Annotated in this window: 24 protein-coding genes and 3 pseudogenes; 9 read left to right on the forward strand and 18 right to left on the reverse strand. The window is 37.8% G+C overall.

Translation table 11 applies throughout. The features are described 5' to 3' along the window. Window positions 1–7: 7 nt before the first annotated feature. The 4 genes from SSOP1_RS14075 to glcS all read right to left on the reverse strand — a co-directional run bounded on the left by SSOP1_RS14075 (window position 8) and on the right by glcS (window position 4783). Window positions 8–1093 carry an ABC transporter substrate-binding protein gene (locus SSOP1_RS14075; protein ID WP_010923989.1) on the reverse strand — a complete coding sequence of 362 codons (1086 nt, stop codon included), beginning with the start codon at window positions 1091–1093 and terminating at the stop codon, window positions 8–10. Between the two features lie 227 nt (window positions 1094–1320). Further along, window positions 1321–2286 carry an ISH3-like element ISC1439A family transposase gene (locus SSOP1_RS14080; protein ID WP_010923476.1) on the reverse strand — a complete coding sequence of 322 codons (966 nt, stop codon included), beginning with the start codon at window positions 2284–2286 and terminating at the stop codon, window positions 1321–1323. A 222-nt stretch (window positions 2287–2508) separates the two neighbouring features. Next, window positions 2509–2862 (reverse strand): hypothetical protein, encoded by a 354-nt coding sequence (locus SSOP1_RS14085; RefSeq protein ID WP_010923997.1) that lies wholly within the window; start codon window positions 2860–2862, stop codon window positions 2509–2511. Window positions 2863–3118: 256 nt separating this feature from the next. Next, a complete protein-coding gene (gene glcS, locus SSOP1_RS14090; protein ID WP_010923998.1) occupies window positions 3119–4783 on the reverse strand; it encodes a glucose ABC transporter substrate-binding protein GlcS in 1665 nt (554 codons plus the stop codon). 191 nt (window positions 4784–4974) lie between these two features. On the opposite strand from glcS, the gene glcT reads away from it, so the two are divergent. The 3 genes from glcT to glcV are packed head-to-tail and all read left to right on the forward strand — an operon-like array spanning window position 4975 to window position 7748. Continuing rightward, entirely contained in the window at window positions 4975–5835 is an 861-nt protein-coding gene (glcT, locus tag SSOP1_RS14095) for a glucose ABC transporter permease GlcT (RefSeq protein WP_010923999.1), read from the forward strand. Next, entirely contained in the window at window positions 5832–6683 is an 852-nt protein-coding gene (gene glcU, locus SSOP1_RS14100) for a glucose ABC transporter permease GlcU (RefSeq protein ID WP_048054368.1), read from the forward strand. Before glcT ends, glcU begins: the two co-directional genes overlap by 4 nt. Before the next feature lie 3 nt (window positions 6684–6686). After that, window positions 6687–7748 (forward strand): glucose ABC transporter ATP-binding protein GlcV, encoded by a 1062-nt coding sequence (glcV, locus tag SSOP1_RS14105; RefSeq protein ID WP_010924001.1) that lies wholly within the window; start codon window positions 6687–6689, stop codon window positions 7746–7748. Between the two features lie 38 nt (window positions 7749–7786). On the opposite strand, the gene SSOP1_RS14110 is transcribed toward glcV, so the two are convergent. After that, on the reverse strand, window positions 7787–9127 hold the full coding sequence (locus tag SSOP1_RS14110) for an MFS transporter (RefSeq protein ID WP_010924002.1): 1341 nt from the start codon (window positions 9125–9127) through the stop codon (window positions 7787–7789). A 256-nt stretch (window positions 9128–9383) separates the two neighbouring features. Here SSOP1_RS14110 and SSOP1_RS14115 point away from each other — a divergent pair. Continuing rightward, window positions 9384–10094 (forward strand): annotated as a pseudogene (locus SSOP1_RS14115) (MFS transporter); the annotation flags it as partial. A gap of 211 nt (window positions 10095–10305) precedes the next feature. Here the strand turns inward: SSOP1_RS14115 and SSOP1_RS14120 are convergent. Continuing rightward, window positions 10306–11352: pseudogene (locus SSOP1_RS14120) on the reverse strand (transposase). Window positions 11353–11608: 256 nt separating this feature from the next. Here SSOP1_RS14120 and SSOP1_RS14125 point away from each other — a divergent pair. Beyond that, window positions 11609–12043, forward strand: a pseudogene (locus SSOP1_RS14125) (MFS transporter); the annotation flags it as partial. A 2-nt stretch (window positions 12044–12045) separates the two neighbouring features. On the opposite strand, the gene SSOP1_RS14130 reads toward SSOP1_RS14125, so the two are convergent. Further along, a complete protein-coding gene (locus SSOP1_RS14130; RefSeq protein WP_009989847.1) occupies window positions 12046–12462 on the reverse strand; it encodes a hypothetical protein in 417 nt (138 codons plus the stop codon). Between the two features lie 33 nt (window positions 12463–12495). Here SSOP1_RS14130 and SSOP1_RS14135 point away from each other — a divergent pair, with 33 nt between their 5' ends. Further along, the gene (locus SSOP1_RS14135; RefSeq protein WP_009989846.1) at window positions 12496–12681 is read left to right on the forward strand and encodes a hypothetical protein; all 186 of its coding nucleotides are present in this window, start codon (window positions 12496–12498) and stop codon (window positions 12679–12681) included. On the opposite strand, the gene SSOP1_RS14140 is transcribed toward SSOP1_RS14135, so the two are convergent. The 4 genes from SSOP1_RS14140 to acs all read right to left on the reverse strand — a co-directional run bounded on the left by SSOP1_RS14140 (window position 12662) and on the right by acs (window position 17156). Further along, entirely contained in the window at window positions 12662–13219 is a 558-nt protein-coding gene (locus tag SSOP1_RS14140; protein WP_009989844.1) for a hypothetical protein, read from the reverse strand. The genes SSOP1_RS14135 and SSOP1_RS14140 overlap by 20 nt on opposite strands. Further along, complete coding sequence (locus tag SSOP1_RS14145) at window positions 13188–14588, reverse strand: selenium-binding family protein (RefSeq protein ID WP_009989842.1); 1401 nt, start codon at window positions 14586–14588, stop codon at window positions 13188–13190. Before SSOP1_RS14145 ends, SSOP1_RS14140 begins: the two co-directional genes overlap by 32 nt. 49 nt (window positions 14589–14637) lie before the next feature. Then, the gene (locus SSOP1_RS14150; RefSeq protein ID WP_009989840.1) at window positions 14638–15081 is read right to left on the reverse strand and encodes a PaaI family thioesterase; all 444 of its coding nucleotides are present in this window, start codon (window positions 15079–15081) and stop codon (window positions 14638–14640) included. Window positions 15082–15155: 74 nt separating this feature from the next. After that, window positions 15156–17156: an acetate--CoA ligase gene (gene acs / locus SSOP1_RS14155; RefSeq protein WP_009989839.1), complete on the reverse strand. Its 2001-nt coding sequence runs from the start codon at window positions 17154–17156 to the stop codon at window positions 15156–15158. A 93-nt stretch (window positions 17157–17249) separates the two neighbouring features. On the opposite strand from acs, the gene SSOP1_RS14160 reads away from it, so the two are divergent. Then, window positions 17250–17810 (forward strand): acetate uptake transporter, encoded by a 561-nt coding sequence (locus tag SSOP1_RS14160; RefSeq protein ID WP_009989838.1) that lies wholly within the window; start codon window positions 17250–17252, stop codon window positions 17808–17810. A gap of 29 nt (window positions 17811–17839) precedes the next feature. On the opposite strand, the gene SSOP1_RS14165 is transcribed toward SSOP1_RS14160, so the two are convergent. The 4 genes from SSOP1_RS14165 to SSOP1_RS14180 are packed head-to-tail and all read right to left on the reverse strand — an operon-like array spanning window position 17840 to window position 19738. Further along, complete coding sequence (locus SSOP1_RS14165) at window positions 17840–18151, reverse strand: muconolactone Delta-isomerase (protein WP_009989836.1); 312 nt, start codon at window positions 18149–18151, stop codon at window positions 17840–17842. A gap of 60 nt (window positions 18152–18211) precedes the next feature. After that, on the reverse strand, window positions 18212–18553 hold the full coding sequence (locus tag SSOP1_RS14170) for a hypothetical protein (protein WP_009989835.1): 342 nt from the start codon (window positions 18551–18553) through the stop codon (window positions 18212–18214). Further along, complete coding sequence (locus SSOP1_RS14175) at window positions 18550–18882, reverse strand: DsrE family protein (protein ID WP_009989834.1); 333 nt, start codon at window positions 18880–18882, stop codon at window positions 18550–18552. The genes SSOP1_RS14170 and SSOP1_RS14175 overlap by 4 nt, the downstream gene beginning before the upstream one ends. A 31-nt stretch (window positions 18883–18913) precedes the next feature. Then, window positions 18914–19738 (reverse strand): DMT family transporter, encoded by an 825-nt coding sequence (locus SSOP1_RS14180; RefSeq protein ID WP_009989833.1) that lies wholly within the window; start codon window positions 19736–19738, stop codon window positions 18914–18916. An 87-nt stretch (window positions 19739–19825) separates the two neighbouring features. Here SSOP1_RS14180 and SSOP1_RS14185 point away from each other — a divergent pair, with 87 nt between their 5' ends. Then, window positions 19826–21109 (forward strand): NAD(P)-dependent malic enzyme, encoded by a 1284-nt coding sequence (locus SSOP1_RS14185; protein ID WP_029552528.1) that lies wholly within the window; start codon window positions 19826–19828, stop codon window positions 21107–21109. Next, complete coding sequence (locus SSOP1_RS14190; protein ID WP_009989830.1) at window positions 21097–21561, forward strand: GNAT family N-acetyltransferase; 465 nt, start codon at window positions 21097–21099, stop codon at window positions 21559–21561. Before SSOP1_RS14185 ends, SSOP1_RS14190 begins: the two co-directional genes overlap by 13 nt. Before the next feature lie 7 nt (window positions 21562–21568). On the opposite strand, the gene SSOP1_RS14195 is transcribed toward SSOP1_RS14190, so the two are convergent. From SSOP1_RS14195 to SSOP1_RS14205, 3 genes are read right to left on the reverse strand one after another with little or no spacing between them, the layout of a single operon-like run. Beyond that, a complete protein-coding gene (locus SSOP1_RS14195; protein WP_009989828.1) occupies window positions 21569–22681 on the reverse strand; it encodes a 3-hydroxyacyl-CoA dehydrogenase in 1113 nt (370 codons plus the stop codon). 6 nt (window positions 22682–22687) lie between these two features. Further along, entirely contained in the window at window positions 22688–23224 is a 537-nt protein-coding gene (locus SSOP1_RS14200; protein WP_009989827.1) for a Zn-ribbon domain-containing OB-fold protein, read from the reverse strand. Then, window positions 23221–24408: a thiolase family protein gene (locus tag SSOP1_RS14205; RefSeq protein ID WP_009989826.1), complete on the reverse strand. Its 1188-nt coding sequence runs from the start codon at window positions 24406–24408 to the stop codon at window positions 23221–23223. Before SSOP1_RS14205 ends, SSOP1_RS14200 begins: the two co-directional genes overlap by 4 nt. Window positions 24409–24419 lie beyond the last annotated feature (11 nt).

Here is a 24419-nt window from a genome sequence, read left to right on the forward strand (position 1 = left end):
TTTAATATTAACTTATACTACTTAACTTAGACATAGCTTGGGGATCATCTGGATAAAGATAGCCTTGTGGGGGTTGAGCAGCTGGAGGGAATCCTATGGTTAATGTATGCGTGGTAACATCATAGACACCATAGATAGTCCATTCGTAACCGGAGGCTGTCTTATTTACTATCTGCAATTGATAAATACCAGAAACTCTATCACCATATTTGTCAAACAAGTGATATCCTGATGCACCATAGAACTTAGCAGCTACTTTTGGTAAAATTGATTTAATAGCAGTTACATTATCACTTCCCACTTTTAATACACTGTAAAAGTATATCCAGAATATGTCATATGTTATATAGGAATAAGCTTGAAGGGTTTTATTGAAGTGTTGGGTTAATTGATCATAGAATACTGTATGGGCAGGTGCTGCAATAGGATTTAGGAATAGTGTTTCAACTGCAACTTGTGCAGCTACTGGATTCTGTACTATTGATCCAACACCAGCAGTACCATCTGAACCGTACCATTTAACCTCCGTTAATTGGGGATATTGACTGGCCAATTGAAGTATACTAGCTCCTTCCTCAAAAGAAACGTCATAAACAGCTACGTGATCTTTACCATACTGGTTAATTAACTGACTAATAGTATTTGCTAGAGTACTTACATAGCTGGAAAAATCTGTGGTAGAAGGATCATATCTAGCCACAAGCATTACCTTTCCACCTAACGCAGTAAATGTCTTATTTACTACGCTTACTAATCCATCACCATAAGTATCTCCTCTCCATATTACTGCTATTGCCCTAATACCTTGCTGATACATTATGTTTGCTATTACAGCCCCTTGATAGGTATCATTAGGCACATCTCTAAATATAGTTCCGTTAATCCTATCGGGTGTTGCTAACGCAGGAGAAGTTGATGATGGGGAGAAGAGCATTATGCCATTACTTTCAGCATAAGACATTATTTGCCTCAATTCACCACTTGAAAATGGCCCAATTACTAGCTTAACTCCTTGGGAGTATAAAGTCTGCAAATCGGAAAGAGCAGTCTGTGGATTAGTTGCTGTATCCTCTATTACTACTTGCACTTGCATATTTACACCAGTGGTGTTTCACCAAATTATTTCATTTGAAAGATATAATATTAGCACTTTCAAAAAGAGATTGATATAGAGAAAAACAATAAAATTATTATGAAACATAACATGTTAAAATAATTTGCAAAAAATATAGCGTACAATTCTAATAATAAGAGGAGAATTCTGAATTTTTCTCACGTGGTGAAAACGACGTGCATAGTCTCCTCTGAACACCGAGAAAGTTAGAGAAGCTTGACGAATGAATCGAAGGACAAAACCTTCTTACACGTGGACTTGAAGTTAAAGAGAAGATGATTCACTAGATTCCACGCAGAATCCAGAACCGTATAATAGAGGAACAAGAAGATCTTATTACTCAACTTCCTAACATACCTTATCCTTGCCTTCCTAACCTTAAAACCCTCCTCAACCTGCCACCTCAACCTATAGAGTTCAGCCAGTTCATAGGGATCTCCCTCGAAGTTCGTTACGAACATGAAGTGCCTCGGCTTTCCCTTAACGTAAACCACATCGTAATAATAAAGCCCTTCAAATTCCAAGACCCTATACGCAACGTAAACCTTGTCCTTAACCTCGTATCTCTTCTCAACTAATGGAACGTTAGATAGTTCCTTGAATCCCTTCAAGTTCGACTTTCCTCTCACAATGGTCTTCACGGGCATTTCCTTGATGACCCCTAGGTTCAAGAATCCGGCGTCAGCTACAACGTAATCTATTTCCATGTATTGGCTTACTTCCCTCACGCTCCTGAGTAGGAACTGTGATGGACTGTCGCTTCTCAAATCTGCTACCTCCACTAGGAGGGGTAACCTTAAGGGATATACGAGGTCCAAGGATCTCATCTTTATTCCTTTTCTCTTCCAGTTGTAGAGTAGAAAGCCCTCTGCTTTTTCTTGTTCCTTTTCTCCCACGGTTAATCCGGTCTCATCTACAGCGACTACGTTGGTCTCTCCCTTTACTTCTCTGTAGATTGGGTAGAACTTGAAGGTTCTCTGACCTTTACTAATTACTTTCTCGCCTTGTCTTACTACCTTCAAGTAGTATTTTCCTCTGTTTCCGGTTAGCAAGGATGGCGCTGCTTTCACTATTTCCGGGTCTAGATCTTGAGAGATAACGTTAATATTGATTGTTGCTAAATTTATAGCGAGGGACTTCAGCTCCGTTTTGGATACTTGTATGGTTTGCATAACGGAGTTATGGAGTCCCTCGCTTTAACCTTTTCTTGTTCATCTCGTCCTTCCACCTACTTTCCTCTATTGATAATACTAGACAAATGGTATTACTCTTTATATATAAACTCGTTTTCTGTTAGTTTCTTCAACAAATATGAAAATTTTTTGCTTCTTGTGTTGAAATAAGCCGATTTTTCTAACTCCGCTCTGATATTTTTCTCTTCCATAGAAATTGTATCATTTTGAGTAAAATTGGTGAAACACCACTGTATTTACACCTAATTGTTTAAGTAGAGCGTTAGCTTGATCTTGAGCGTACATCAAAACTTGTTGCGCTTCAGCTCCAACAGAAGACAACTGTCCAGTAAGTGGCAATAGAGCCCCAATCTTAATAACTTGTTGTGTGGTAGTTTGAGATTGAGAAGTGGAGATTACAGAGGATTGGCTAGTCATAGAAGAGCTTGATGTAGGAGCATGGCTTCCCATCTGTTGGAAATATGCTACTACTCCTACTACTATTAATATTATTACTACTACCGCTATTATTATTGCAGTAGATGTTGATATTGCTCTTTTATATTTGCCTTCCATACTATTTAAAGGTAGCGTTAGAACGGTATAAAAATTTTACTATATTAACTATCTAACTATAAACTGATTAATCTAAACCGTATGAAGTATTAAAACAAAGATATCAAATAGCCTCTAAAGATAAAAATGGCTAGTTTGAGGCGGTAATGTCTGTTTAAACTTAAACTCAAAAGTTTATATCAGAGAACAATTGTATTAAACAAATTTGAATTAGATATGCTAACTTAAATAATAAAAAAAGAGAAAAGGAATTATATTACTTCAAGAGATAGTATTTATTGTCTATGCTGGCTATTGCAAGGGGTAACGCTAAGAATGGGAGTAAGAAGAGCATTACGCTATTACTTGTCTTTTGTGTATTATTGGTTAGTCCATATGCTGATGGATTTGTAACCCATGGTGGGTAGTATCCAGCAAAAGGATGGCCGGGGAATCCTAAGTATCCTAATCCTAATTTAGCTGCGGCTAACCATTCATTTTGTTCTTGTTGCATTGAAGATACTAACGTAGAGTTCCAAGCAGATAATCCAACCTTGCCAACTTGCTGTAAAGTTAGTAATCCTGAATCTATTTGAGCGAAAACGTCATCAAACACTCCACCATCTGATAGTTGATAAACGAAGTTTTGCTCTGACGTATTTATTAATTGCTGATAATCATACCATTGTGCTGGTTGAGCATACCAATCCGTACCATTTTTATAATAGGTTACTGCCTTGTATTTTGTCCAGACTTCCTGCCCTTGGTATGAAGACCAGAAATGGGCTAGTTGTAAAGCTTGTTGTTCTTGAGGACCTACTGGTATACCAATTGTATCTATCACTAAAGCATAGTAGTGCTGTGTGCCTGGGAATGGAGTTTCCACTACAGAAACACTTGAGTTGCTTATGTATTGAGGTAACGGAGGATAAACTGTAACGTTTATATAACTTGCGTAATTAGTTACCCAGTTCCCATTGGCTTGAAATGCGACTTTACCTTGAGCTATTAGTGCAAATGCTTGTTCCCATGACATAGATTGCCAACCAGGGTAGTTATAGCTTGTGAAGTTCAAGAACCAATAGTTGGTTTCATTTATTAGTTTCTGAACCGTTGGATTGCTGAAGTTCAGTGTACCATATATTAGTTCATTGTAGAGTTGTGGCCCAGCTAAATATAAGAATATATCCTCCCATACGTTAAATTGATCCCATCCACCGTCTCCACCAGGTATAATCCATGGACTCACACCGTGATTAGCTAGTTGTACAGTATCATAAACGAGAGTACTAAAGTTGTAGGGGAATGGTAAATTATATTCCCTTAACAATTGAGTGTTGACATAAAGAACTGCTCCCCTATGTACGTTAATTGGTACTGATAATAATGTACCATTATAAGCTCCAGCTTGTAATACTGCATAAACCGCGTTATTAAGTAGTCCCCATTGGATTAAATAAGGAGTCATATTGACAAAAGTATGTATACCATTGGGCGCAGCCTCAACATAACTTATCATTTCTGGTCCATAGTGTACCTGAAATGCAGCTGGAGGTTTACCAGCTTGTATAAGCGCTAAAATAGCATATTTTGCATTTGTACCTCCAGCTCCTGGAATAGAATATGTTTGCATTTGTAAGCCCGCATATTGCTTAACTGCAGGGATTATCTGGCTTAGTGCTTCCCCTCCATCACCTCCACCCCACCATGTATAGAAGACTACTGTATTGCTAGGGGTTGACGTGGTTGTGCTGGGTATTGTAGTAGTTGTAGTAAACGTGCTTGTTACTGTAGTAGTTACAGCAGTTGTAGAGGGCCCCTTGGTTAAAACGAAACCTGCTACTACTCCTATTATTATCACTATTACGATTACTGCTACTATTACTGCTATTTGGGTAGATGTTAATCCCTTAGCTAGACTATACGGGTACTTCCTTTTCATGACAATTTATGGTAACCACTGATGGTTTATAAAGTTTTTTATTGTACTTACTATTAAACTTATATATATTATTATATATAGTTACCCCTATTTATAAAGTTTCTCTGCATAGATATTAAGATAATTTTTATATAAACATCATAGATTCTACATGATCATTAATTTATATACCCTCCTATATATAGTTAATCTTGATGAAGAAGGGTACAATAATCTTGGTTGCTCCCACAGCTATTTTTTCCGCAATACTATTGTACCTAGTAATATGGAATGCAGTAATGTCATTCATGAATTGGTCCTTGCTGAACTCTAAACCGACTTTTGTCGGGCTTGAAACTTACAGCATCGTAATAAGAACCTTTCAGTTCACAAACTCTTTATTACACTCCATAGAGTTGTCAGTAATTCTAGTAGTTATTGGGAATATTCTGGGCATATTTATTGCAGCTTTACTATACTTTTTAAATTCCAACAAGGCCAGGTCTACTTTTCTCTCAATAGTAATATACCCTTTATCTATTTCCATGGCTGTTAATGGACTCATTTGGCTTTGGTTATTTAATATTCATATTGGAGTAGACTGGCTTTTAGTGAGGATTGGTTTACCTCAATTTCCGTGGCTTTCGTCAACCTCTACAATGTTTCCTAGCTTAGTTTTGGTCTCAGTTTGGGCATATACTGGAATTGCGGCTCTGTTTTATTTAGCAGGGTTTATGAACATAGATAAGACTATAGTAGAAGCAGCTAGATTGGATGGAACTAGTGCTTTCAAAATACTATACAAGATACTGATTCCAAATTCGTTAAACTCTTTTATTATAGCCACGGCCCTTCTATTCTTGTTCTCATTTAGAATATTTGATCTGCCTTATGTGTTGTCTGGTGGCACTACGAATATTTTTCTTCAAACGAGTGAGTTATACATGTATTACCTCTTCACTGTGGAGTATTTCTCTCAAGCTACAGCAGTTGCTACGATGATAACATTAATTGCTACGATAATCATTATTCCGTATGCCTTAACTGTCATTAGGAGGTGGATAAGAAGATGAGACCAGTGATAAAGGCAAGTTTGCATTATCTAGCATTAGCGATTGTGAGCGTTATATGGCTTATACCAGTTTATGCAATGCTCATAAATGGGTTTAAGAGTAATTTCGAAGTTCTATCTACTCCAGTTTTAGTACCACCTACAAAAATTACGTTTGAAGCGTATGTGTCAGTCCTTCTATCACTAGCTAAACCTCTAATCAATAGCTTAATAATTGTTATTCCTACTTCGTTTATTTCAGCATTCCTAGGTGCTATGGGTGCATATTTCTTTTATACATTATCTTATTCGTTTAGTAGAGCTTCTTCTGCCATAAGTGATGTTTTATTCTCTCTAATATCACTAGCTACATTTATTCCCCAAGAAGCTACACTATTACCGTTAACTAGGCTAATAGTAAGTATGGGATTATTAGATTCTTATATAGGTATAATATTTGCGTTATTGATATTTTATATACCTACTGGAGCTTTATTAATGTCCATGTTTATTTCAGTTATACCAAGAAGTCTAATTGAGGCGGCAAAGATGGACGGAACTGGAGATTTAAAGATATTCATGAAAATAGTATTCCCACTTTCTATGCCAGGCTTCATTTCAACGTTAATATTTATTATAATACAAGCATGGAATAACTTCTTTATCCCGTTAGTACTAGTGACAACTCCTGGAATGAAACTAACATCTATAGCTGTATTATCCTATAGTGGAGCATATGGTACTTTATATAATGATACATTCGCTGCTGGAATGGTTGCAAGTATAATACCACTAGCAATATTTGTATTTCTTGGGAGATACTTTATAAGAGGATTAATGGCACTAGGTGGTGGAGGTAAGGGGGTGTAAAAGATGGTTAGGATTATTGTAAAAAACGTCTCTAAGGTTTTTAAGAAAGGTAAAGTAGTAGCATTAGATAACGTTAATATAAATATTGAAAATGGAGAGAGATTTGGCATATTAGGTCCCAGTGGTGCTGGTAAGACAACTTTCATGAGGATCATTGCAGGCTTAGATGTACCTTCTACTGGGGAACTGTATTTCGACGATAGACTAGTTGCTTCAAATGGTAAACTAATAGTACCTCCGGAAGACAGAAAAATCGGCATGGTGTTCCAAACTTGGGCCCTATACCCTAATTTAACGGCGTTCGAGAATATTGCGTTTCCTTTAACTAATATGAAGATGAGCAAGGAAGAGATAAGAAAAAGAGTTGAGGAAGTAGCCAAGATTTTAGATATTCATCATGTCTTAAATCACTTTCCTAGGGAATTGTCTGGAGGACAGCAACAAAGAGTTGCATTAGCTAGAGCTCTGGTTAAAGATCCGTCTTTACTATTACTAGATGAACCATTTAGCAATTTAGATGCTAGGATGAGAGATAGTGCAAGAGCTTTAGTTAAAGAAGTCCAAAGTAGATTAGGTGTGACCTTACTTGTTGTTAGCCATGATCCCGCTGATATTTTCGCCATTGCTGATAGGGTCGGAGTGTTAGTTAAAGGCAAATTGGTTCAAGTGGGTAAACCCGAGGACTTATATGATAATCCAGTGTCTATTCAAGTTGCTAGTCTCATAGGTGAAATTAATGAACTGGAGGGAAAGGTAACAAATGAGGGTGTAGTTATAGGCAGTCTCAGATTTCCAGTAAGTGTCTCTAGTGATAGAGCAATAATAGGTATTAGACCAGAAGATGTGAAGCTGTCAAAAGATGTCATTAAGGATGATTCTTGGATTTTAGTAGGCAAGGGAAAGGTCAAAGTTATAGGCTATCAAGGAGGTCTATTTAGGATAACTATAACTCCCTTAGACTCGGAGGAAGAGATATTCACCTATTCTGATCATCCGATACACTCTGGTGAGGAAGTATTAGTGTATGTGAGAAAAGATAAGATAAAAGTCTTTGAAAAAAATTAGAATCCCTAAAAAAAGAGCTTTCCCTTTTTATTTTTATTCTACGTAGTTTTTTGTGGTTCTTCAGCTAATCTAGTTCCTAGTGTTTCTGGCCCGAAGTATTGTGCAATACCAACTATTAAAGCTCCAATCATTAATAATACAGCAGTAGAGAACCATACGTTATTTGGTGTATCTAATGATTTAAACAAGTAGTTATGCATCAGAGGTACGTATATACTGAACCAACCTCCAAGGAAAATTCCAGAGGAGTAACCGAAACCCACTCCAGAAGCCCTCATTGATGCTTTAAATCTCTCAGATAAATAGATAGGTATTATACCCCATGGTCCTTGCGTTATTATACCAATAATTATTGAGAATAACATAGCAGTTATAGCGTTACCAGCAATAGCCGCAGTAATCAACCCATAATAAATTGGTATTGCAATGACAAAGGTAATTATACTCCATATTATTGTTAACCTCCTTCTTCCAACATATTGGGATAGAGTGCCGAATATCAACGCGCCTGCGAATGCAGCGTAAGTACCGATACTATATATGTAGTTTGCTTCTCCAAGACTAAATGTGGAAGGACTATGTTCCAAAATAGTAGGCACAAATGCAAATAGAGCATAGGCGAAGAAGAACATGCCTGTCATATATGCCATGACTTGTAAGAAGTCCCTTCTATAAGGTGCTTTAAACAAGTCCGCCAGTGGTGTCCTTCTAATCAGATTCTTCTTTTTAACGTCTTCAAAAACTGGTGTTTCCTTCATGGCGAGTCTTACTGCTAGGGCTATGAAAGCCGGTATTACGGCAGTTAAAAAGACATATCTCCACGCAAACTCCTCAACACCGGATACGCCATAAATTCCTATGAAGATACCTTCTATAACAGCAGCTAATGCTGCGCCAAATGAGAAACCACCTTGGACTAGTCCACTAATGAAACCTCTCCATTTATATGGTGTCCACTCCATGGCAAATGGATGACCTGCTGAGTACTCTCCACCAGCGAAGATTCCTACAGCAACTCTTATTAAAACGAATAGAACGAATGAAAGAATTCCAGCTTGTGCATATGTTGGTAATGCTGAAGTTAATGCACTAGTAATTCCTAAACCCAATACCGTAATTATTAAGTCAGCTCTCCTACCTATCTTATCTCCTAAATTTCCAAATATTGCTGAGCCTAAGGGTCTGAATATTATTGTTAAGGAGTAGGAAAGAATGATATTAAAGGTCGCTATGAGTGGACTTGCGGGTGGTAAAATTACCTTAGCTAGAACTGGAGCTATGCTTAAAATCATAGTTAAATCATAGGAGTCTAGAAGGAATCCTATAAACTGGGATATTATTGCCTTCCCGCTATCCCATGTAAACTTTTCTGGCTCCATTGAAGCCTTTTTAAACTTATTGTATTAAAAATTAACTTCTTAGATGCCTTGTGGACTTGTTGAATTTTCACAAAGAGCTAAGAACCATTGCACACCTAAATTGTATGTTTTGAGATAAATTGAAATGAAGATAATATAGTAGTTTATTTGGAAAAATTTAATATTTCAGAAAAGTGCTTTCTAGAGAATAATTTGAGTTATTTAAATAGCATACAGTGCTCAACGTTTTATACCTCGCATAAAGTTAGAGTGAGATATGGAAGAGATAAATAGAATAGCGATTATAGGAGGAGTAAGGTCTTTTAGTGGTTCCGTAATTTGGCCATTTATCGGATTTGCGTTATATAAAGTTTATGGGTTCTCTCTAGATACCGTCTCGATATTTTACCTAATTCAAGCACTGATAAACGTTGTTGCGTCAGTTAGTGGGGGAATAGTAGTTGACTATTTGGGGAGGAGAAACGCCATGATGCTCTCAATGATTGTTTCCTCATTTGCTCTATTTACGGCATATCTAGTCAATCTCCCTATACCTATAGCAGGATTGATTCTATTACAAACGTTCTTTAACAATATATACAATGTATCTTCTACTGCAATAGTTGGGGATATTTATAAAAGGGCTGATTTAGTTAAGGCGTTTAGTAGGCAAAGGGTTGGAATTAATGCGGGATGGGCTTTAGGGCCATTGATTGGTGGCTATATTTTCACATTCTACGGATTCAGAACGCTATTATTAGTATCAAGCTTGATTGCGATCATACCGATATTTCTAGTGAGATTATTACCTGAATTCAAGGGTGGGGGGAATATCTTAAATTTCAATGTCAACAAGCAATTTATTCTTTTCCTAATTTCTACCTTTCTTACTTTCGTGTTAGTGGGCCAATTGGGATTCGGTTTACTAACGTATTATAATGCCCAACTTCACTTCACAGAATTTCAAGTTAGCATATTATCAGTTGTGTTTCACCAAATTATCTCACTTGAAAGATATTGTGTTAGTTCTTTCAAAAGGGAATTGATATAGAGAAAGATAGTGATATTATAGTGAAATATAGCATATTAACATTATTTGCAATAAACATAACGTGTAGATTCAGATTAAAGGGAGATAATCTGAATTTTTATCACGTGGTTAGAACGGTGTGCAGAGTGTCCTCTGCACGCCGAGGAAGTTAGAGAAGCCTGACGAAGGAGTCGAAGGAGAGAGGCTTCCTTTTCGTGGACTTGAAGTTGAAGAGGAGGTAATTCACGAGGTTCCACACTGAATCTAGGACAGTGTAATAGAGGTAGAGGAAGATCTTGTTGGTTAACTTCCTCACTAGTATTTTGGAAAAGTTCTTAGACTATGATCTAGTGGTATATCCTTTGCCTAAAGCTATAAACTTTCTGAAAGCACTAACGTACCTTATCCTGGCCTTCCTGACCTTGAAGCCCTCTTCGCTCTGCCATCTCAACCTGTAGAGCTCAGCTAGCTTGTAGGGATCTCCATTGAAGTTGGTAACGAAGATGAAGTGCCTGGGTTTCTCCTTGACGTATATCACTTCATAGTAGTAAAGGTCATTGTACTTCAGGACCCTATACGCAACGTAAACCCTGTCATTTACCTCGCATTTCTTCTCGGTTAGAGAGACGTTGGAGAGTTCCTTGAAGCCCTTCAGGTTGGTCTTACCTCCTACCACGGTCTTCACAGGCATCTCCTTGATTACCTTCAAGTTCAGGAAACCCGCGTCAGCAACAACGTAGTCTATCTTGAGGTGCTGAGCAACTTCGCTCACGGCCCTCATCAGGAACTGGGAGGGAGTATCGCTTCTCAAGTCAGCTATCTCCTCGAGGAGGGACAGCCTCAAGGGGAACACCAAGTCCACGGACCTCAACTTAACTCCCTTCCTCTTCCCGTTGTAGAGTTGAAATCCTTCCACCTTCCTCGACTCCTTCTCTCCCACGGTTATCGCGGTCTCGTCCACTGCAACGATTGTAGTCTCTCCCTCAACTTTCACGTGAGGGTAGAACTTGAAGCTCCTCTCCCCTTGACTCATCACCTTCTCTCCTTCCCTAACGACCTTCAAGTACTCCTTTCCCCTGTTCCCTGTCAACAGGAACGGAGCTGCGTCCGCGATCCTCGTGTCCAACTCTTGGGAGATAACGTTAAGATTATTGACGATGAAATAACTAGCGAGGGACTTCAACTCCGTTTTGAATCCCGTTTCATAAACTTGCATAACGGAGTCATGGAGTCCCTCGCTTTAACCCTTCCCTGTTCGCCTCCTCCCTAGACCTCCCCTCCCCGCTTGATAATACTAAACAGATGATATTACCCTCTATATACAAACTCCTTTTTAACCATGCTTCTCGTTTAATCTAAAAATTTTTTGATAATCATGTTGAAATAAGCCGATTTTCACAACCATAACTCGATATTTTCCCCTACCATAGAAATTACATCATTTCTAGTAAAATTGGTGAAACACAACTGGCATATTATTTGCCATAAACGGACTTATGATTGTAGCATTCCAAGATCTGGTTGGCAGACTTATAAGTAAGAGGATGTGGTTAATCGTAATCGGGACGCTAATTTATACCTCTGGATATTTCGGAGTCGCATTTATCAGTAACTTTCTAGTCGCATCCATTGACATTGCGATTATAACTATCGCTGAAATGATAGTGACACCACTGTCACAAGCCATTGCCAATTCTTTAACAAATCAGAGTTCTAGGGGGAGACAAATTGGATTATATAGTATGGTTACTGGAATTGGTAGGGTATCCGGTTCGTCATTAATAAGTGAGCTTATGAACTATTATTTATACACTCCCGTCATTTTATGGGGAATAATGTCTTCCTTTGGTCTTGTTTCTGCAGCTATTTATTTGTACCAAATAAAAATAAAAAGGATAAAAATTTAATATTAACTCATTCCAGCTTTAGATTTTTGCTTAATCAATTTGTACATTGCCGCTAAAATCACCACTCCAATCAAGTCATCTATCGGTATACCAAAATGCACTGGATAAAACCAGGCCCATGAAAACGGTAGCTTAAGATCAACTATCCAATACATAATATCCTCAACTATTGACCCGTAAATTAAGTACCATACAGTCTCAACGGATAGTAGTTTACCCGATGCAAGATATGAAGGAAATCCAAAAATTAAAATATAAATTACTCTGTAGAAATAAAGTGATACTGTTGGAGTGAATACGCTTTTCATCCACGCTGGTGAGCTTAAAACCTTGGAAGGATCCCATTGTATTCCTAGTTCGAGGATAGCGTAAATAAACGAGAAAACAGTCATAATTGTTAATCCTCTTCTATTAATCATAATCTTAAAACTTACCTAGACTACTATATATCTATGTTGGATAAAGTGAGGGAGATTGTAAGGAAAATTGACCCAAATGCAGAAATACAAATTAGCAGGAACAAAAAATTTACGAAAATAAGGGTGAAAAGCAATAGATACTGTGATAGAGCTAAGATTTGGATTTCTTTATATGAGTTATTTAAAGATCATGAAGGCATCATAATAGAGGTAGAATGATGACAATACCTAATAATAATACCGTAATTAAGTAGAAATAATCAAAATTATATTCAGTCAATTTTAAGAGAATTTTATTATTTTTCACAGATAAACAATACGTAGTTTCCCTTACAATTATTACTGTAATAGGTAAAAGGATAAGACTTGGTTTTGAGAGAATTGAGAGGGTGAGAAGTATTATAAAATTCATCTGAATTATCGAATTTATGGCCGACCATTGAATAACGTTTAATATTTTAGGTCTCATATTGCTGGGATAGTGGAGAACTTTACCTATTACGAGTTTTATTAGCACGTGTACCAATAAAAGAGAAAACATTATTCCTCTAGTTAATATATTATCGCTAATGTTGAGCCATTCTACTATCAAAATACCTACTATATAGTATGTAATAGTTGATACGATAGGGACTACGTATGATTCCTTCACCTTTCTAAATGAGTAAAAATAATAAGAAAAAAGTAATCCCTTATAGGGATCTAGCCCCTCTACTATCCCTAGGCTAAGGATAGCAATAAGAGTCAGAGGAAGCATCTCCTCCCCTTAACCTAACTTGATGCGACCTAGCCTCTCCAAAATCCACGAAGAACTCCTTATCCACATCTAGACCTCCATCTGGATTAGCATTTAGTTTAACCATCCATCCCTTTAAGCCCTCTGGATAGAATTGATTATCCCAAGTACTATATAGGGAATTGGTAACGTAAACTCTTTTTCCGTCCCTACTGATTTCAATCATCTGAGGAGCTCCAGTAAGTTTATGATCTGAGGGATGGTCAGCCCTATGAAATATACCTCCCAATTTTACCTTTCCAGTAAGTACTGGTTTAAATGGATTACTCACGTCGTACTGCCTAATCTCTCCTATACCCCATAAGCTAACGTAAAGGAACTTATCATCAAGGCTTAAGTCTATATCAGTAACTAATGGTGGTACAGCCTTAAATGGTTTCAATATCTCAGGCAGTCCTCCCTCAGTAGGTTCCGCAGGGATTTCAATAACCTTTTCCCCATTCCATTTACCATCTTCGTAGTACCATAACCAGATTGAACTGCTCAGATCCTTTAGGCTTACTACCATATTTATGAATCCCATGAGTTTAGTTGGGTCATGTAGGGGTCTAAGCTCTAACGCCATCCTATTCTCTTCACCAAGGGTTACGCTTGATACCTTCTTTCTTCTCCTCAAGTCCCAGAAGTGTATCCTATTTCCATATCTATCTTTAAGATGTTCCAATCGAAGCCCGTTCTCAATAGTGTTTGGCACTGCCCACTCACTAGTTACCATTACTTCATTTGGTAAATTCCACCAGAAATCGTAAGCCAAATATTGGTCACTCCTATCTATCTCCCACTTGCCTAAAGGTTCAAAACTGTAATGGTCTAACATTAAAATTCCTCCTGGACCCTCACCGTTTTCATTGCCAAAAGCACTTATGTAGATACCATCTGGCCCACAATGTACTGTATGTAGCCTACTGTAGCCCGTTACTTTCTTAACCTCCTCTGGTTCTATAGTTTTAACTATATTAGGCTGTCTAGGGTTTAATTTTGTATCTACTATATAAATCCTTGAGGAACGTAAACCGGGTACAACTAAGAATCTTCTCTCAAAATTTGGTCTTCCATTAGGGCATAAGGCGGAACTACAAGCATTCCAACCAAAATGGTGCAGCTCATCATTGACATATGATAATTCAACCTTATGGATTACCTTAGAATAAGTTTCCGATTCAGGCTTTACATCAACTACTGCTATGAAATCTGGCCTATTTATTCCAGTTCCAGTGTATAAGCAAGCAACATAAGCTAAGTCCTCTGGAGGTGATTTCATGGCCATCTTTGGAGATGGATAAAACGTTGGATCTCTCTTAAAGGGAGCAAAAACTGACGGTAATTCCATTAAAGTTATTTTGTATCTAAACCTTATAAAGTTTTATTATTTGTGCAAATTATTGAGGTTGAACATTCATGTTAATTTTCTTATCCCTTATTATGTACCACGTTCCCAATCCAATCGCCCCAAGACTTCCCTCAACGTCTTTAAAAGTAATCTCCACTGTAACTGCAGTTCTACCTTTTCTTATTACATTTGCTTCAACAGTAAACGGCCCCCTATACATTGGCTCTAGGAAATTTACCTTTAGTTCTTGTGTTACCTGATCCATTCCATCGTTTATTGATAGAACTGCCAATCCACCTGTGTAGTCTATGGACGCAACTATCATTCCACCATTTAGAATATTTCCCCTTCTTGTCAGCTCCTTCTTGAACGGTATTTGTGTTTTAGCATATCCCTCCTTTATCTCTAAAATTTTCACACCTAAATAATGAAATACATAATCGCTATCGTATCTCTGTAAAATTTTTTCAATATCATAGTTTTGAGAATCCATTGATATAATAATGTATAAGCATTCTTAAAAATCTACCTACATAGAATTATAAAAAAATATTAATTTCTTGTATCTTATTTGTTGATCTTTTCAAACTCTGCCTTAAACTCCTCTAAAGCTTTTTTAATCTCCTCTACAGAAGCCTCATCCTCTAATGTAGTTATATCTCCCACTTCTGCCCTAGTTGCAACAGCCCTTACAACTCTTCTCATTATCTTTCCACTTCTCGTTTTAGGCAACTTACCCACGAAGAATATCTTATCTATAGTAGCTATAGGTCCCACCTTATCTCTTACCGTCTTCAGTATCTCTTGTGAAAGCTGCGTATTAGGTGTATAACCTTGCCTCAAAATTACAAACGCATAAGGCACCTCTCCCTTAACTGGGTCTGGGACTCCAATTACCGCTGCTTCCGCAACTGCAGGATGCTCAATTAAAGCTGATTCTAACTCATATGTACCTAGCCTATGCCCAGCTACCTTGATAACTTCATCAGCCCTCCCTAATATCCAGAAGTATCCATCCTTGTCCTTAACAGCGTAATCACCAACATAGAACATTCCAGGGAATCTACTCCAATACACCTTCACGTATCTTTCAGGATCCTTGTAAATTGTTAATGGCATTCCAGGCCACGGATTCTTTATAACAAGATATCCTCTTTCCTCAAGGTTAACTTGTTTCCCATCTTCATTAACTACATCTGGCTCAATTCCCAATATTGGTGGGCCATTTGTCCCAGGTTTCATTGGCACAAGATACAATCCTGGTAAATGAGATATTAGAATACCTCCAGTCTCAGTCATCCACCAAGTGCTTCCAAATGGTACCTCCTCTCTACCGACTAATTTCCATAGCCACTCCCAAGCTTCCGGATTTATTGGTTCACCTACAGAATGCATTAGCCTAACAGTGGAGGTAATGTGAGCCTTAACCCAATTATCACCATATTTCATGAAGCTTCTAATTGCAGTGGGTGAGGTATAAAGGATTGTGATCCCATACCTTTCAATTATCGATACCCACCTATCCGGTTGTGGATAATCCAAGGCTCCTTCATACATTATTTCAGTTGCTCCTTCCATTAATGGTCCAAACACAATGTAAGAGTGTCCAGTAACCCATCCTATATCTGCGGTACACCAGTAAATGTCGTCATCCCTTATATCGAATACCCACTTCATTGTAGCGTGTAATAATGTCATATACCCTCCAATATCGTGGACTATACCCTTAGGTTTTCCAGTGGTTCCAGAGGTGTAGAGTATATATAACGGGTCTTCAGATTTCATCCTTTCTGGTTCAACGTAAACATTTTGTGGAATGTCCTTGATTACTTCATCAAAGTACTTATCCCTACCTTCAACCATGTTGACCTTATTACCTATCCTTCTAACTACTATTACATCCTTTATTGTTGGGGTCTTCTCCAAAGCCTTATCTACAATTCCCTTTAAGTCAACAACTTTACCCCTTCTCCATCCACCATCTGCGGTAATTAGTAACTTGGCTTCGGCGTCATTAATCCTACTTGCCAATGCGTCAGCGCTAAATCCTGAGAACACCACCGTAAAGACTACTCCGATCCTAGCAGCAGCTAACATGAATATTGGTAATTCCGGTATCATTGGAAGGTAAATCGCTATTGCATCACCTTTCTTTAACCCGTATTTCTCCTTCAAGAGATAGGCTACTCTATTAACTTCCCTATATAGATCGTAATATGTTAACTTCCTAACCTCCTTTGGGTTTCCCTTCTCGTCCACTGGTTCTCCTTCCCATATTATGGCAACCTTATTCTTCCTCCAGCTCTTAACGTGCCTATCTACAGTTAGATAAGAGGCGTTAAGCTCTCCACCTACGAACCACTTATAGAATGGAGGATTACTATCGTCTAGTGTTTTCTCCCATGGTTTGAACCAGTCAATTTCCGAGGCTACAGATGCCCAAAATTGTTTGTAATCTTTTACCGTTTGGCTGTGAATCTCTTTATACGTAGTTATACTTACTAGCCTATTTAAATTCAGTTTTGGGTTTATCTTTTGATCAAAAGGTAGAGCCCACGTTACTGACATATGTTATATAATGGAATTCTAGGTAATAAATGTTAAGTAGAATACTGTAAGGTAATAAACTTTATAAGTATATTATTGCTATATAAAGATGTCATGACAGAACAAAAAAGGGCAAATCCAGCCCCCTTAGGACTTTCTGGTTTCGCACTAACTACACTCGTGTTATCTACCTTCAATGCAGGGTTAATAACACAAGGGGCATCTGTTGTGTTGGGACTAGCAGCGTTTTATGGAGGATTGGCTCAACTACTAGCCGGAATATTGGAATGGAGGGCAGGGAACACTTTTGGCTATACTGCCTTCTTTACTTATGGTGCATTTTGGGAGTGGTATTTCCTAACTGCGGGAGGATTTTTTGGAGGAGTCACACCTCAAGCTATAGGCTTGGTATTAATTGCGTTTGGAATCTTTACGCTAGCAATGTGGTTTGGCACGTTTAAGGCAAATCTAGGATTATTCATGACATTTCTATTACTGTGGATAACGTTCTTCCTACTTGGAGTAGGAGCTATGATTGGAAATGTTGGATTATCCCATGCCGGTGGATATGTAGGAATATTAACGGCAATTGCAGCCTGGTATACTGGACTCGCTATTGTAGTAGCTGAGAGCTTAGGCAAGAGTCCTCCAGTAGGAAGACCAATAATGAAATAAAAAATTATTTACATTTTTTAGCTTGAATCTTATTGTAGTAATTTTTTCATTAATTCATAAAAGTTTTCATAAGGATGAATTGCGGTTACTTCTATTGTTAGTGAATGACCGAGCTCTTTAACTATTGGTAGGGTCTCTAAAATCCCATCTAATTCCTCATGAGAGTTAACATCTATTATTGCTACAACCTCTCTTCTTCCAGTTACCTTATACAAACCCTTTATCTTCCCAGCCTTAACTGCTGGCATTGCTGCCTCAGCTTCTCTTTTCCATATTTCCATTAACTGCTTTTGCGTTATATTAGTTGGTTGTTTTATCTTAAACCATAGAAGGAATAGCATCAAATAATATTAAGTTTAGTTACTTATAAATTGATTTGTTTGTTTGTAAGTGAATTATATCTACTTATATTTTTGTCCTCTCTCAAATCCATAAAGTACTGAAAAATTAGATACGATTCCAATTGCCAAAAGGAGATGAATTATGGAGATTATTGGAGAAGCGTTTATGGTATATAGATACCCTAATGCGCCAGTAATCACTATCAATCCAATATTTCCTGCAAGGATTCTCTTTTCCATTTGTAGTTTTACCCTAAAATAACCATAGATCGCTAGTGCTAAAAGTATAATTGCAACAAAGACGTGAAGTAGCAATAGATAAGGAGAGTTGTAAAAAACGATTATATTTCCTAAAAGTGTTTGTAAAATAGCTATTCCAGCACTAACTAGCCATATGTTCAAAACGTTATTACCTCATATCCTTGATTGACGTAATAGGATACTCTCTCACCGGCTGGCATCAATGACACTCCTAAATTCTCTAGATGTGGCTTTATGTTCATTGCCTGCGCAACTCCTATGCAAGCAGAGTCTACTATTTTATTTTGAAGGAGCTCTTGGAACATGTTTTTCATATCGCCATCCAATTGTGTTAATTTCTTCTGACTTGGTCCGAAATATATCACTTTAACGTCTTCATATCTCTTATTTTTCACTGAGTTATAAGCCATTCTCATTGCTAGATCGAACTTCTCGTCTCCAGACATTATTAAGAAGAGGACTTTTGCCATATTTTCATCTTTTAAAATCACATTAAAAAGTTTAACTTAATAATGTTCTTGATCTAGAGATTAAAATTCCCAAAAACATCAAGAAAATGCCGAATAACTGTATAGGAAAAGGTAAAACGTGGTACAGTAGGAACTCTACTAGAGTAGTTAGAATAGGCACAGAGAAGCTGAGAACTGTTACCTTAGGTATCTTCTCAGCCTTAACCATCATGTTCCAAAGGAAGAAGGAAATGGCCCCACCTAAAGTTGAAGTATACGCGATTCCTATATAAAATTCTGGGTTTGGATCAATGTTATGGTGTATTGGGAGTAGTAATGCTAGGATTATGCTACCTATCGAGAATTGACTTGCATTTACTGTTATAGGATCGTAACCCTTTAATTTTCTGTAGAAAACTGTAAATAACCCCCAAAATAGGGCATTGACGATAGTTATAATTGAACCAAATAGTGTAAGACCATGAACCAATGGTAAACCGTATAAAATTACGCCTGAGAAACCTATTACTACTCCAACAATCTCAAGTACCGCGGGTCTTTCCAATAAGATGATAAAGGAAATGGGTATTGAAAACAAGGGCATTGTATAGCTTAGCACAGCTGACTCAGCTGGGCTTACATAAAGTAAACCATACGCCCATAATAATGATGATACTGTAGTGTAAACTGCCAATTGTATTACGTCTCTGTTAAAGAGAATCTTTCCCCTACTAATTGATAAAAATATAATAGAAGAGATAACATACCTAATGAGATTGAAAAAGATAGGTGATGAAAACGTTATAGCATCCTTTGCGAAGTAGTAGTTAAATGACGTTATTGTTACATAAGGTAGCAGGTATTTTAATATTTTCACGTGCTAAATGTTTGGGAGTAAACTTTAAAGTTACCTAACAAAAGTCAGCGTATTCATTTATAAATTTGTTTTATGATATATTTTTTCATGGTTGATGCTGTAGAACTGTCAAGGAAATACGAGGGAAAAATTGAGATATATCCGAAAGTTCCTATCACCTCTTATAACGATTTCGCTCTCATATACACCCCAGGTGTTGCTGAGGTATCTAAGGCGATTTATAAGGATCCGGATAAGAGCTTTGAGTTAACAAGTAGGTGGAACACGATAGCAGTAGTAACAGACGGAACTAGGGTTTTGGGATTAGGAAATATTGGCCCAACTGCAGCAATGCCAGTGATGGAAGGGAAATCTCTATTGTTCAAATACTTAGGAGGAGTTGACGCAATACCTTTGCCAATTAACGTAAAGAGTGCAGATGAGTTCACAAATGTTGTAAAAGCTCTGGAAACGTCCTTTGGCGGGATTAATCTTGAAGATATTGAGTCACCAAAGTGTTTCTATATTCTGGAAAAATTGCAATCCATGTTGAATATTCCAGTATGGCATGATGATCAACAAGGTACTGCGGCAGCTATCCTAGCAGGGTTGATTAATGCGATGATATTAACCAATAAAGACCCTAAGGAAAGTAAAGTCGTATTTTACGGAGCTGGAGCATCAAATATTGCAGCAGCTAGAATTTTAGCTAAATATGGATTCAAATACGAAAATATTGTAATGATTGATAGCAAAGGTCCATTGTATGCTGATAGAGAGGACGTAGATCACTTAATGTTACATCATAAGTGGAAGTACGAATTGGCTATAAAGACGAATAAATGGGAAGCTAAGGAGATAAAGGACGCGTTTAGTGGCGCAGATGCAGTAGTTGCGGCATCTACTCCAGGTCCCAATGTAATAAAGAAGGAATGGATAAGTCTGATGAATAAGGAGGCAATAGTCTTTGCCTTAGCCAATCCAGTTCCAGAGATATGGCCGCAAGACGCTAAGGAGGCAGGAGCGAAGATTGTTGCAACGGGTAGAAGTGATTTCCCTAACCAAGTTAATAACTCCCTAATTTTCCCGGCAATATTTAGGGGAGTTTTGGATAGTAGAGCAAAGGCGATAACAGATGAGATGACGATTGCAGCCTCTGAGGCTCTAGCTAAATACGCTAGGGATAGGGGGATAAATGAGAACTACATAATACCTAGAATGGATGAATGGGAGGCGTTTTATGAGGAAGCAGCAGCAGTTGCTAGTAAGGCAGTAGAATTAGGGTTAGCTAGAGTTAAAAAGAGTAGAGAAGAGTTCAGGGAAATCGCTAAGGAGAGAATAATAAGGGCTAGGAAGATAATGAATTTGGTGATATCCACATGGTCACCATAAGGAGGGCTACTAAAGAGGACGTCAAAACGTTAATAGATTTTTTCAGTAGGATGTATAGGTTAAACAGCGAATTCGATCCACTACTATTGACTCCAGAGAATTTGGAGGAAAGGATTAACAAAGTGGTAGAGAAGAGTCTTGAAGATCAAAATGAGATGATAGTAGTAGCGGAAGATCAAGGTAGGATAGTTGGCGCTGCCAGGGTTTTAATAATAGATAGGATATTTTATACACCGGAAAAGGAAGCATTAATTAGGGAGTTTTACGTACATCCTTCATACAGAAGGCAGGGAGTAGGTAATGAGATAGTAAATTTCATAATAAGCGAGTTGAAAGAGAGGGGAATAGAGATACTAGGAGCTGAATTCCCTTCTAGAAATTTAATAGCAATTTCGTTCTATAGAAAAATGGGCTTCAGAGAAATATATTGTGAATTCGTTAAGAAAATTTAACCATTTTTTATTCCGGTAAATACTCTTCCATACCAGAAATTCTTCTCAAGTCTTCTAAGGTCTTAGTTACACTCTCTCTTCCAAACTCCCTTTCGTAATCGAAAATGCCTTTAGGAAAGCTTAATCCTAATCTGACACCTAGGTCAATATCTTCCTTGCTTGCAATTCCGTTTTTAACCATCCAATTTGCCTCACTTATCGCAGGAGCTATAATGTATAACGGATTTATTTTTTCAGCTAGTTGTGGAGGTAAATTAGGCTTAATATACTTATTTGATGGATAAGTATAGAACCCTTTTCCGCTCTTTACGCCGAGATCTCCCTTTTTTGTCATCTCCTCTAGTGTCTTACACGGATAGGCCTTAAATCCCCTTTCCATCATTGCAGAGCTTACGTAATAGTTAACATCCACACCAGTGTAATCCACAAGTTCAAAAATTCCCATTGGAAATCCCAATTTATATCTAGCTACTGCGTCTATCGCAGTATATTCACAAATCCCCTTTTCAACAAGCATGCAAGCTGTGGTGATAATCCTCAATAATATTCTGTTAACCACAAATCCCGGTACGTCCTTATTAACCATTATTGGTATCTTTCTAAGGGATTTAATGAATTCATAAGTCTGTTTAACAGTGTCGTCTGAAGTTTTACTTCCCCTTATTATCTCCACTAACTGCATTAACACTGGGGGATTAAAGAAGTGAGTTCCTATAACCCTTTCTTGCCTTTTTACAGCAGAAGCAATTTCCGTAATTGGTAAGCTACTAGTATTAGTAGCCAATATCGCATTATTGGGTAATAGTTCCTCAAGCTTAGAAAATAGTTGTCTCTTTAAATCCAATTTCTCTGGTATTGCTTCTATTGATATATCAATTTCCCTTAACTCATTCGATAACCCTTCTATGGTTTTAATTCTTCCCAAAACGTCCTCAACACTTTCCTTTAAGTTACCTTTTTCATACAATTTCTCCAAACTCCACTTGACCTTCTGTATTGCGTTATTCAATATATCTTTAGATACATCACTCAGATAAACGTTATACCCAGCTATGGCTGAAACTTCGGCAATTCCGTGGCCCATTGTCCCTGCTCCAACTACCAATACATTTCTTATCATGAAATTTCAACCTACTGGAACCAGTTCATAAGTTAGATATCCTTCTGGTTTCCTCTCAATAACCTCAAGTTTAACCTTCATCCCGACTCTAACTTCCTTAGCCCTTACCCAGCCTAGAACATTTACTCCATTACTCATCCTAGCTATACCCACTATATAATCTTGATAGTGAGAGAATGAGGGAGGTTTGACGTTAACTACGGTATATGCCACAATTTCACCTTCCTTAGGCATTTCAATCCATTCTAAATTTGATATTTTGCATTTTGGACAATCATCTTGAGGCGGAAAATATATTGAGCCACACTTTGGACATTTCGTGGCTAGAATTTTACCCTCCCTTAATCCCTCAAAGAATTTGAATATCCTTTTAACTGGAATTTGATACCTTAGGTCAATCTCCCTTACGTCAATCCAAAGGGGGTTATTAGTCTTTTGTTCATTCACTATTGGTAATTTAGTTGTCTTTATCGCGTTATCAAGCATCAACAGTGATTGGGAAATTTCCTTTTGCATCTTATCCCTTATTTCATTTAGACTCATGTAGATGGCCTCCTAGTTGAGTATATTGTTACGTATGCGTAATGTCCAGTTCCTCCAACGTTGTGCGTTATTCCCATCCCGTTCCTAACTTCCACTTGTGTTCCCTTATGTGCTCTGTATAATAACTGTCTTGTTATTGATACTGCCATGCTTACCCCAGTTGCCCCTATTGGGTGTCCCTTTGCTTTCAACCCTCCATCAACGTTTACTGGTATTTTCCCTCCTATGTATGTTTGTTCTTCTCTTGCCAATAGGTATCCCTCACCTCTTTTTGCGAATCCTAAATCTTCATATGCCATTATTTCCGCTATTGTGAAACAATCATGCACATCTGCTACGTCGAAGTTCTTCCATGCGTTATCGAATTCTATTCTAGCTCTCTTATACGCTTGCTGTGCTGCAATGTGAGCTGCTTCTATATGTGTGAAGTCAGTTCTCCTACTCAAGTTTGCAGTGCCACTAGCAACTCCTTGTGATACTATCCATACTGGAGAATCAGTTATCTTTTTAGCAACTTCCTCAGATGCTAAGACTATTGCAGCAGCACCGTCAGTAATTGGAGAGGAGTCCAGAAGCTTCAGGGGATAAGCAACTGGTTTGGACTTCAAATATTCCTCCATAGTTATTTCCTTTTGAAATTGTGCATAAGGGTTCTTAGCCCCATAATAATGATTCTTAATGGCGATCTTTCCTAAGTCTTCCTCTTTCATACCATATTTAGCCATATATGCGGAGGCGTGAAGTGCGTAATATCCTGGGAAGGTAAGCCCAAAGTTCTCAAACTCCCAGAAATAACCCCCAGCCCTGCCAATTAGTTCAACTACTTGGGGATTAGGTGCTTGATGCATTTGTTCTACTCCTACGACTAGTGCTATATCTGCTTCACCAGATTTAATTGCTAGATAGGCATCTCTTATTGCTGCGCTTCCAGTGGAACATGCTGCCTCAACTCTCATAGTCCCCTTTGGTGTTAGGTTACAATACTCCCCTACTATTACTGCTGGTAATTCCTCGGAACTCCAATTCCCTACATTACCAACAACGAAGTATTGTATTTCATTTTGATCTATGTTTGCTTCTTCAAGAGCTTGTTTAACAGCTTCCCATGCTAGTTCTTGCAAATTAACATCTGTCCTTACCCCGAATTTGGTGTGTCCAGTTCCGATAATTGCTACATTTCTCATACTTTAATCTA

This window comes from Saccharolobus solfataricus (assembly GCF_900079115.1).
Lineage (GTDB): Archaea > Thermoproteota > Thermoprotei_A > Sulfolobales > Sulfolobaceae > Saccharolobus > Saccharolobus solfataricus.

Coding starts and splice junctions, on each gene's coding strand:
- glcU (WP_048054368.1), top strand. CDS start 5,832: ATGAGACCAGTGATAAAGGCAAGTTTGCATTATCTAGCATTAGCGATT.
- SSOP1_RS14075 (WP_010923989.1), bottom strand. CDS start 1,093: ATGCAAGTGCAAGTAGTAATAGAGGATACAGCAACTAATCCACAGACT.
- SSOP1_RS14185 (WP_029552528.1), top strand. CDS start 19,826: ATGGTTGATGCTGTAGAACTGTCAAGGAAATACGAGGGAAAAATTGAG.
- SSOP1_RS14110 (WP_010924002.1), bottom strand. CDS start 9,127: ATGGAGCCAGAAAAGTTTACATGGGATAGCGGGAAGGCAATAATATCC.
- SSOP1_RS14190 (WP_009989830.1), top strand. CDS start 21,097: ATGGTCACCATAAGGAGGGCTACTAAAGAGGACGTCAAAACGTTAATA.
- SSOP1_RS14200 (WP_009989827.1), bottom strand. CDS start 23,224: ATGAGTCTAAATGAAATAAGGGATAAGATGCAAAAGGAAATTTCCCAA.
- SSOP1_RS14175 (WP_009989834.1), bottom strand. CDS start 18,882: ATGGCAAAAGTCCTCTTCTTAATAATGTCTGGAGACGAGAAGTTCGAT.
- SSOP1_RS14145 (WP_009989842.1), bottom strand. CDS start 14,588: ATGGAATTACCGTCAGTTTTTGCTCCCTTTAAGAGAGATCCAACGTTT.
- SSOP1_RS14160 (WP_009989838.1), top strand. CDS start 17,250: ATGACAGAACAAAAAAGGGCAAATCCAGCCCCCTTAGGACTTTCTGGT.
- glcV (WP_010924001.1), top strand. CDS start 6,687: ATGGTTAGGATTATTGTAAAAAACGTCTCTAAGGTTTTTAAGAAAGGT.
- SSOP1_RS14130 (WP_009989847.1), bottom strand. CDS start 12,462: ATGATTAATAGAAGAGGATTAACAATTATGACTGTTTTCTCGTTTATT.
- SSOP1_RS14140 (WP_009989844.1), bottom strand. CDS start 13,219: ATGCTTCCTCTGACTCTTATTGCTATCCTTAGCCTAGGGATAGTAGAG.
- SSOP1_RS14165 (WP_009989836.1), bottom strand. CDS start 18,151: ATGCTATTCCTTCTATGGTTTAAGATAAAACAACCAACTAATATAACG.
- SSOP1_RS14135 (WP_009989846.1), top strand. CDS start 12,496: ATGTTGGATAAAGTGAGGGAGATTGTAAGGAAAATTGACCCAAATGCA.
- SSOP1_RS14205 (WP_009989826.1), bottom strand. CDS start 24,408: ATGAGAAATGTAGCAATTATCGGAACTGGACACACCAAATTCGGGGTA.
- acs (WP_009989839.1), bottom strand. CDS start 17,156: ATGTCAGTAACGTGGGCTCTACCTTTTGATCAAAAGATAAACCCAAAA.
- SSOP1_RS14080 (WP_010923476.1), bottom strand. CDS start 2,286: ATGCAAACCATACAAGTATCCAAAACGGAGCTGAAGTCCCTCGCTATA.
- SSOP1_RS14150 (WP_009989840.1), bottom strand. CDS start 15,081: ATGGATTCTCAAAACTATGATATTGAAAAAATTTTACAGAGATACGAT.
- SSOP1_RS14085 (WP_010923997.1), bottom strand. CDS start 2,862: ATGGAAGGCAAATATAAAAGAGCAATATCAACATCTACTGCAATAATA.
- SSOP1_RS14195 (WP_009989828.1), bottom strand. CDS start 22,681: ATGATAAGAAATGTATTGGTAGTTGGAGCAGGGACAATGGGCCACGGA.
- glcS (WP_010923998.1), bottom strand. CDS start 4,783: ATGAAAAGGAAGTACCCGTATAGTCTAGCTAAGGGATTAACATCTACC.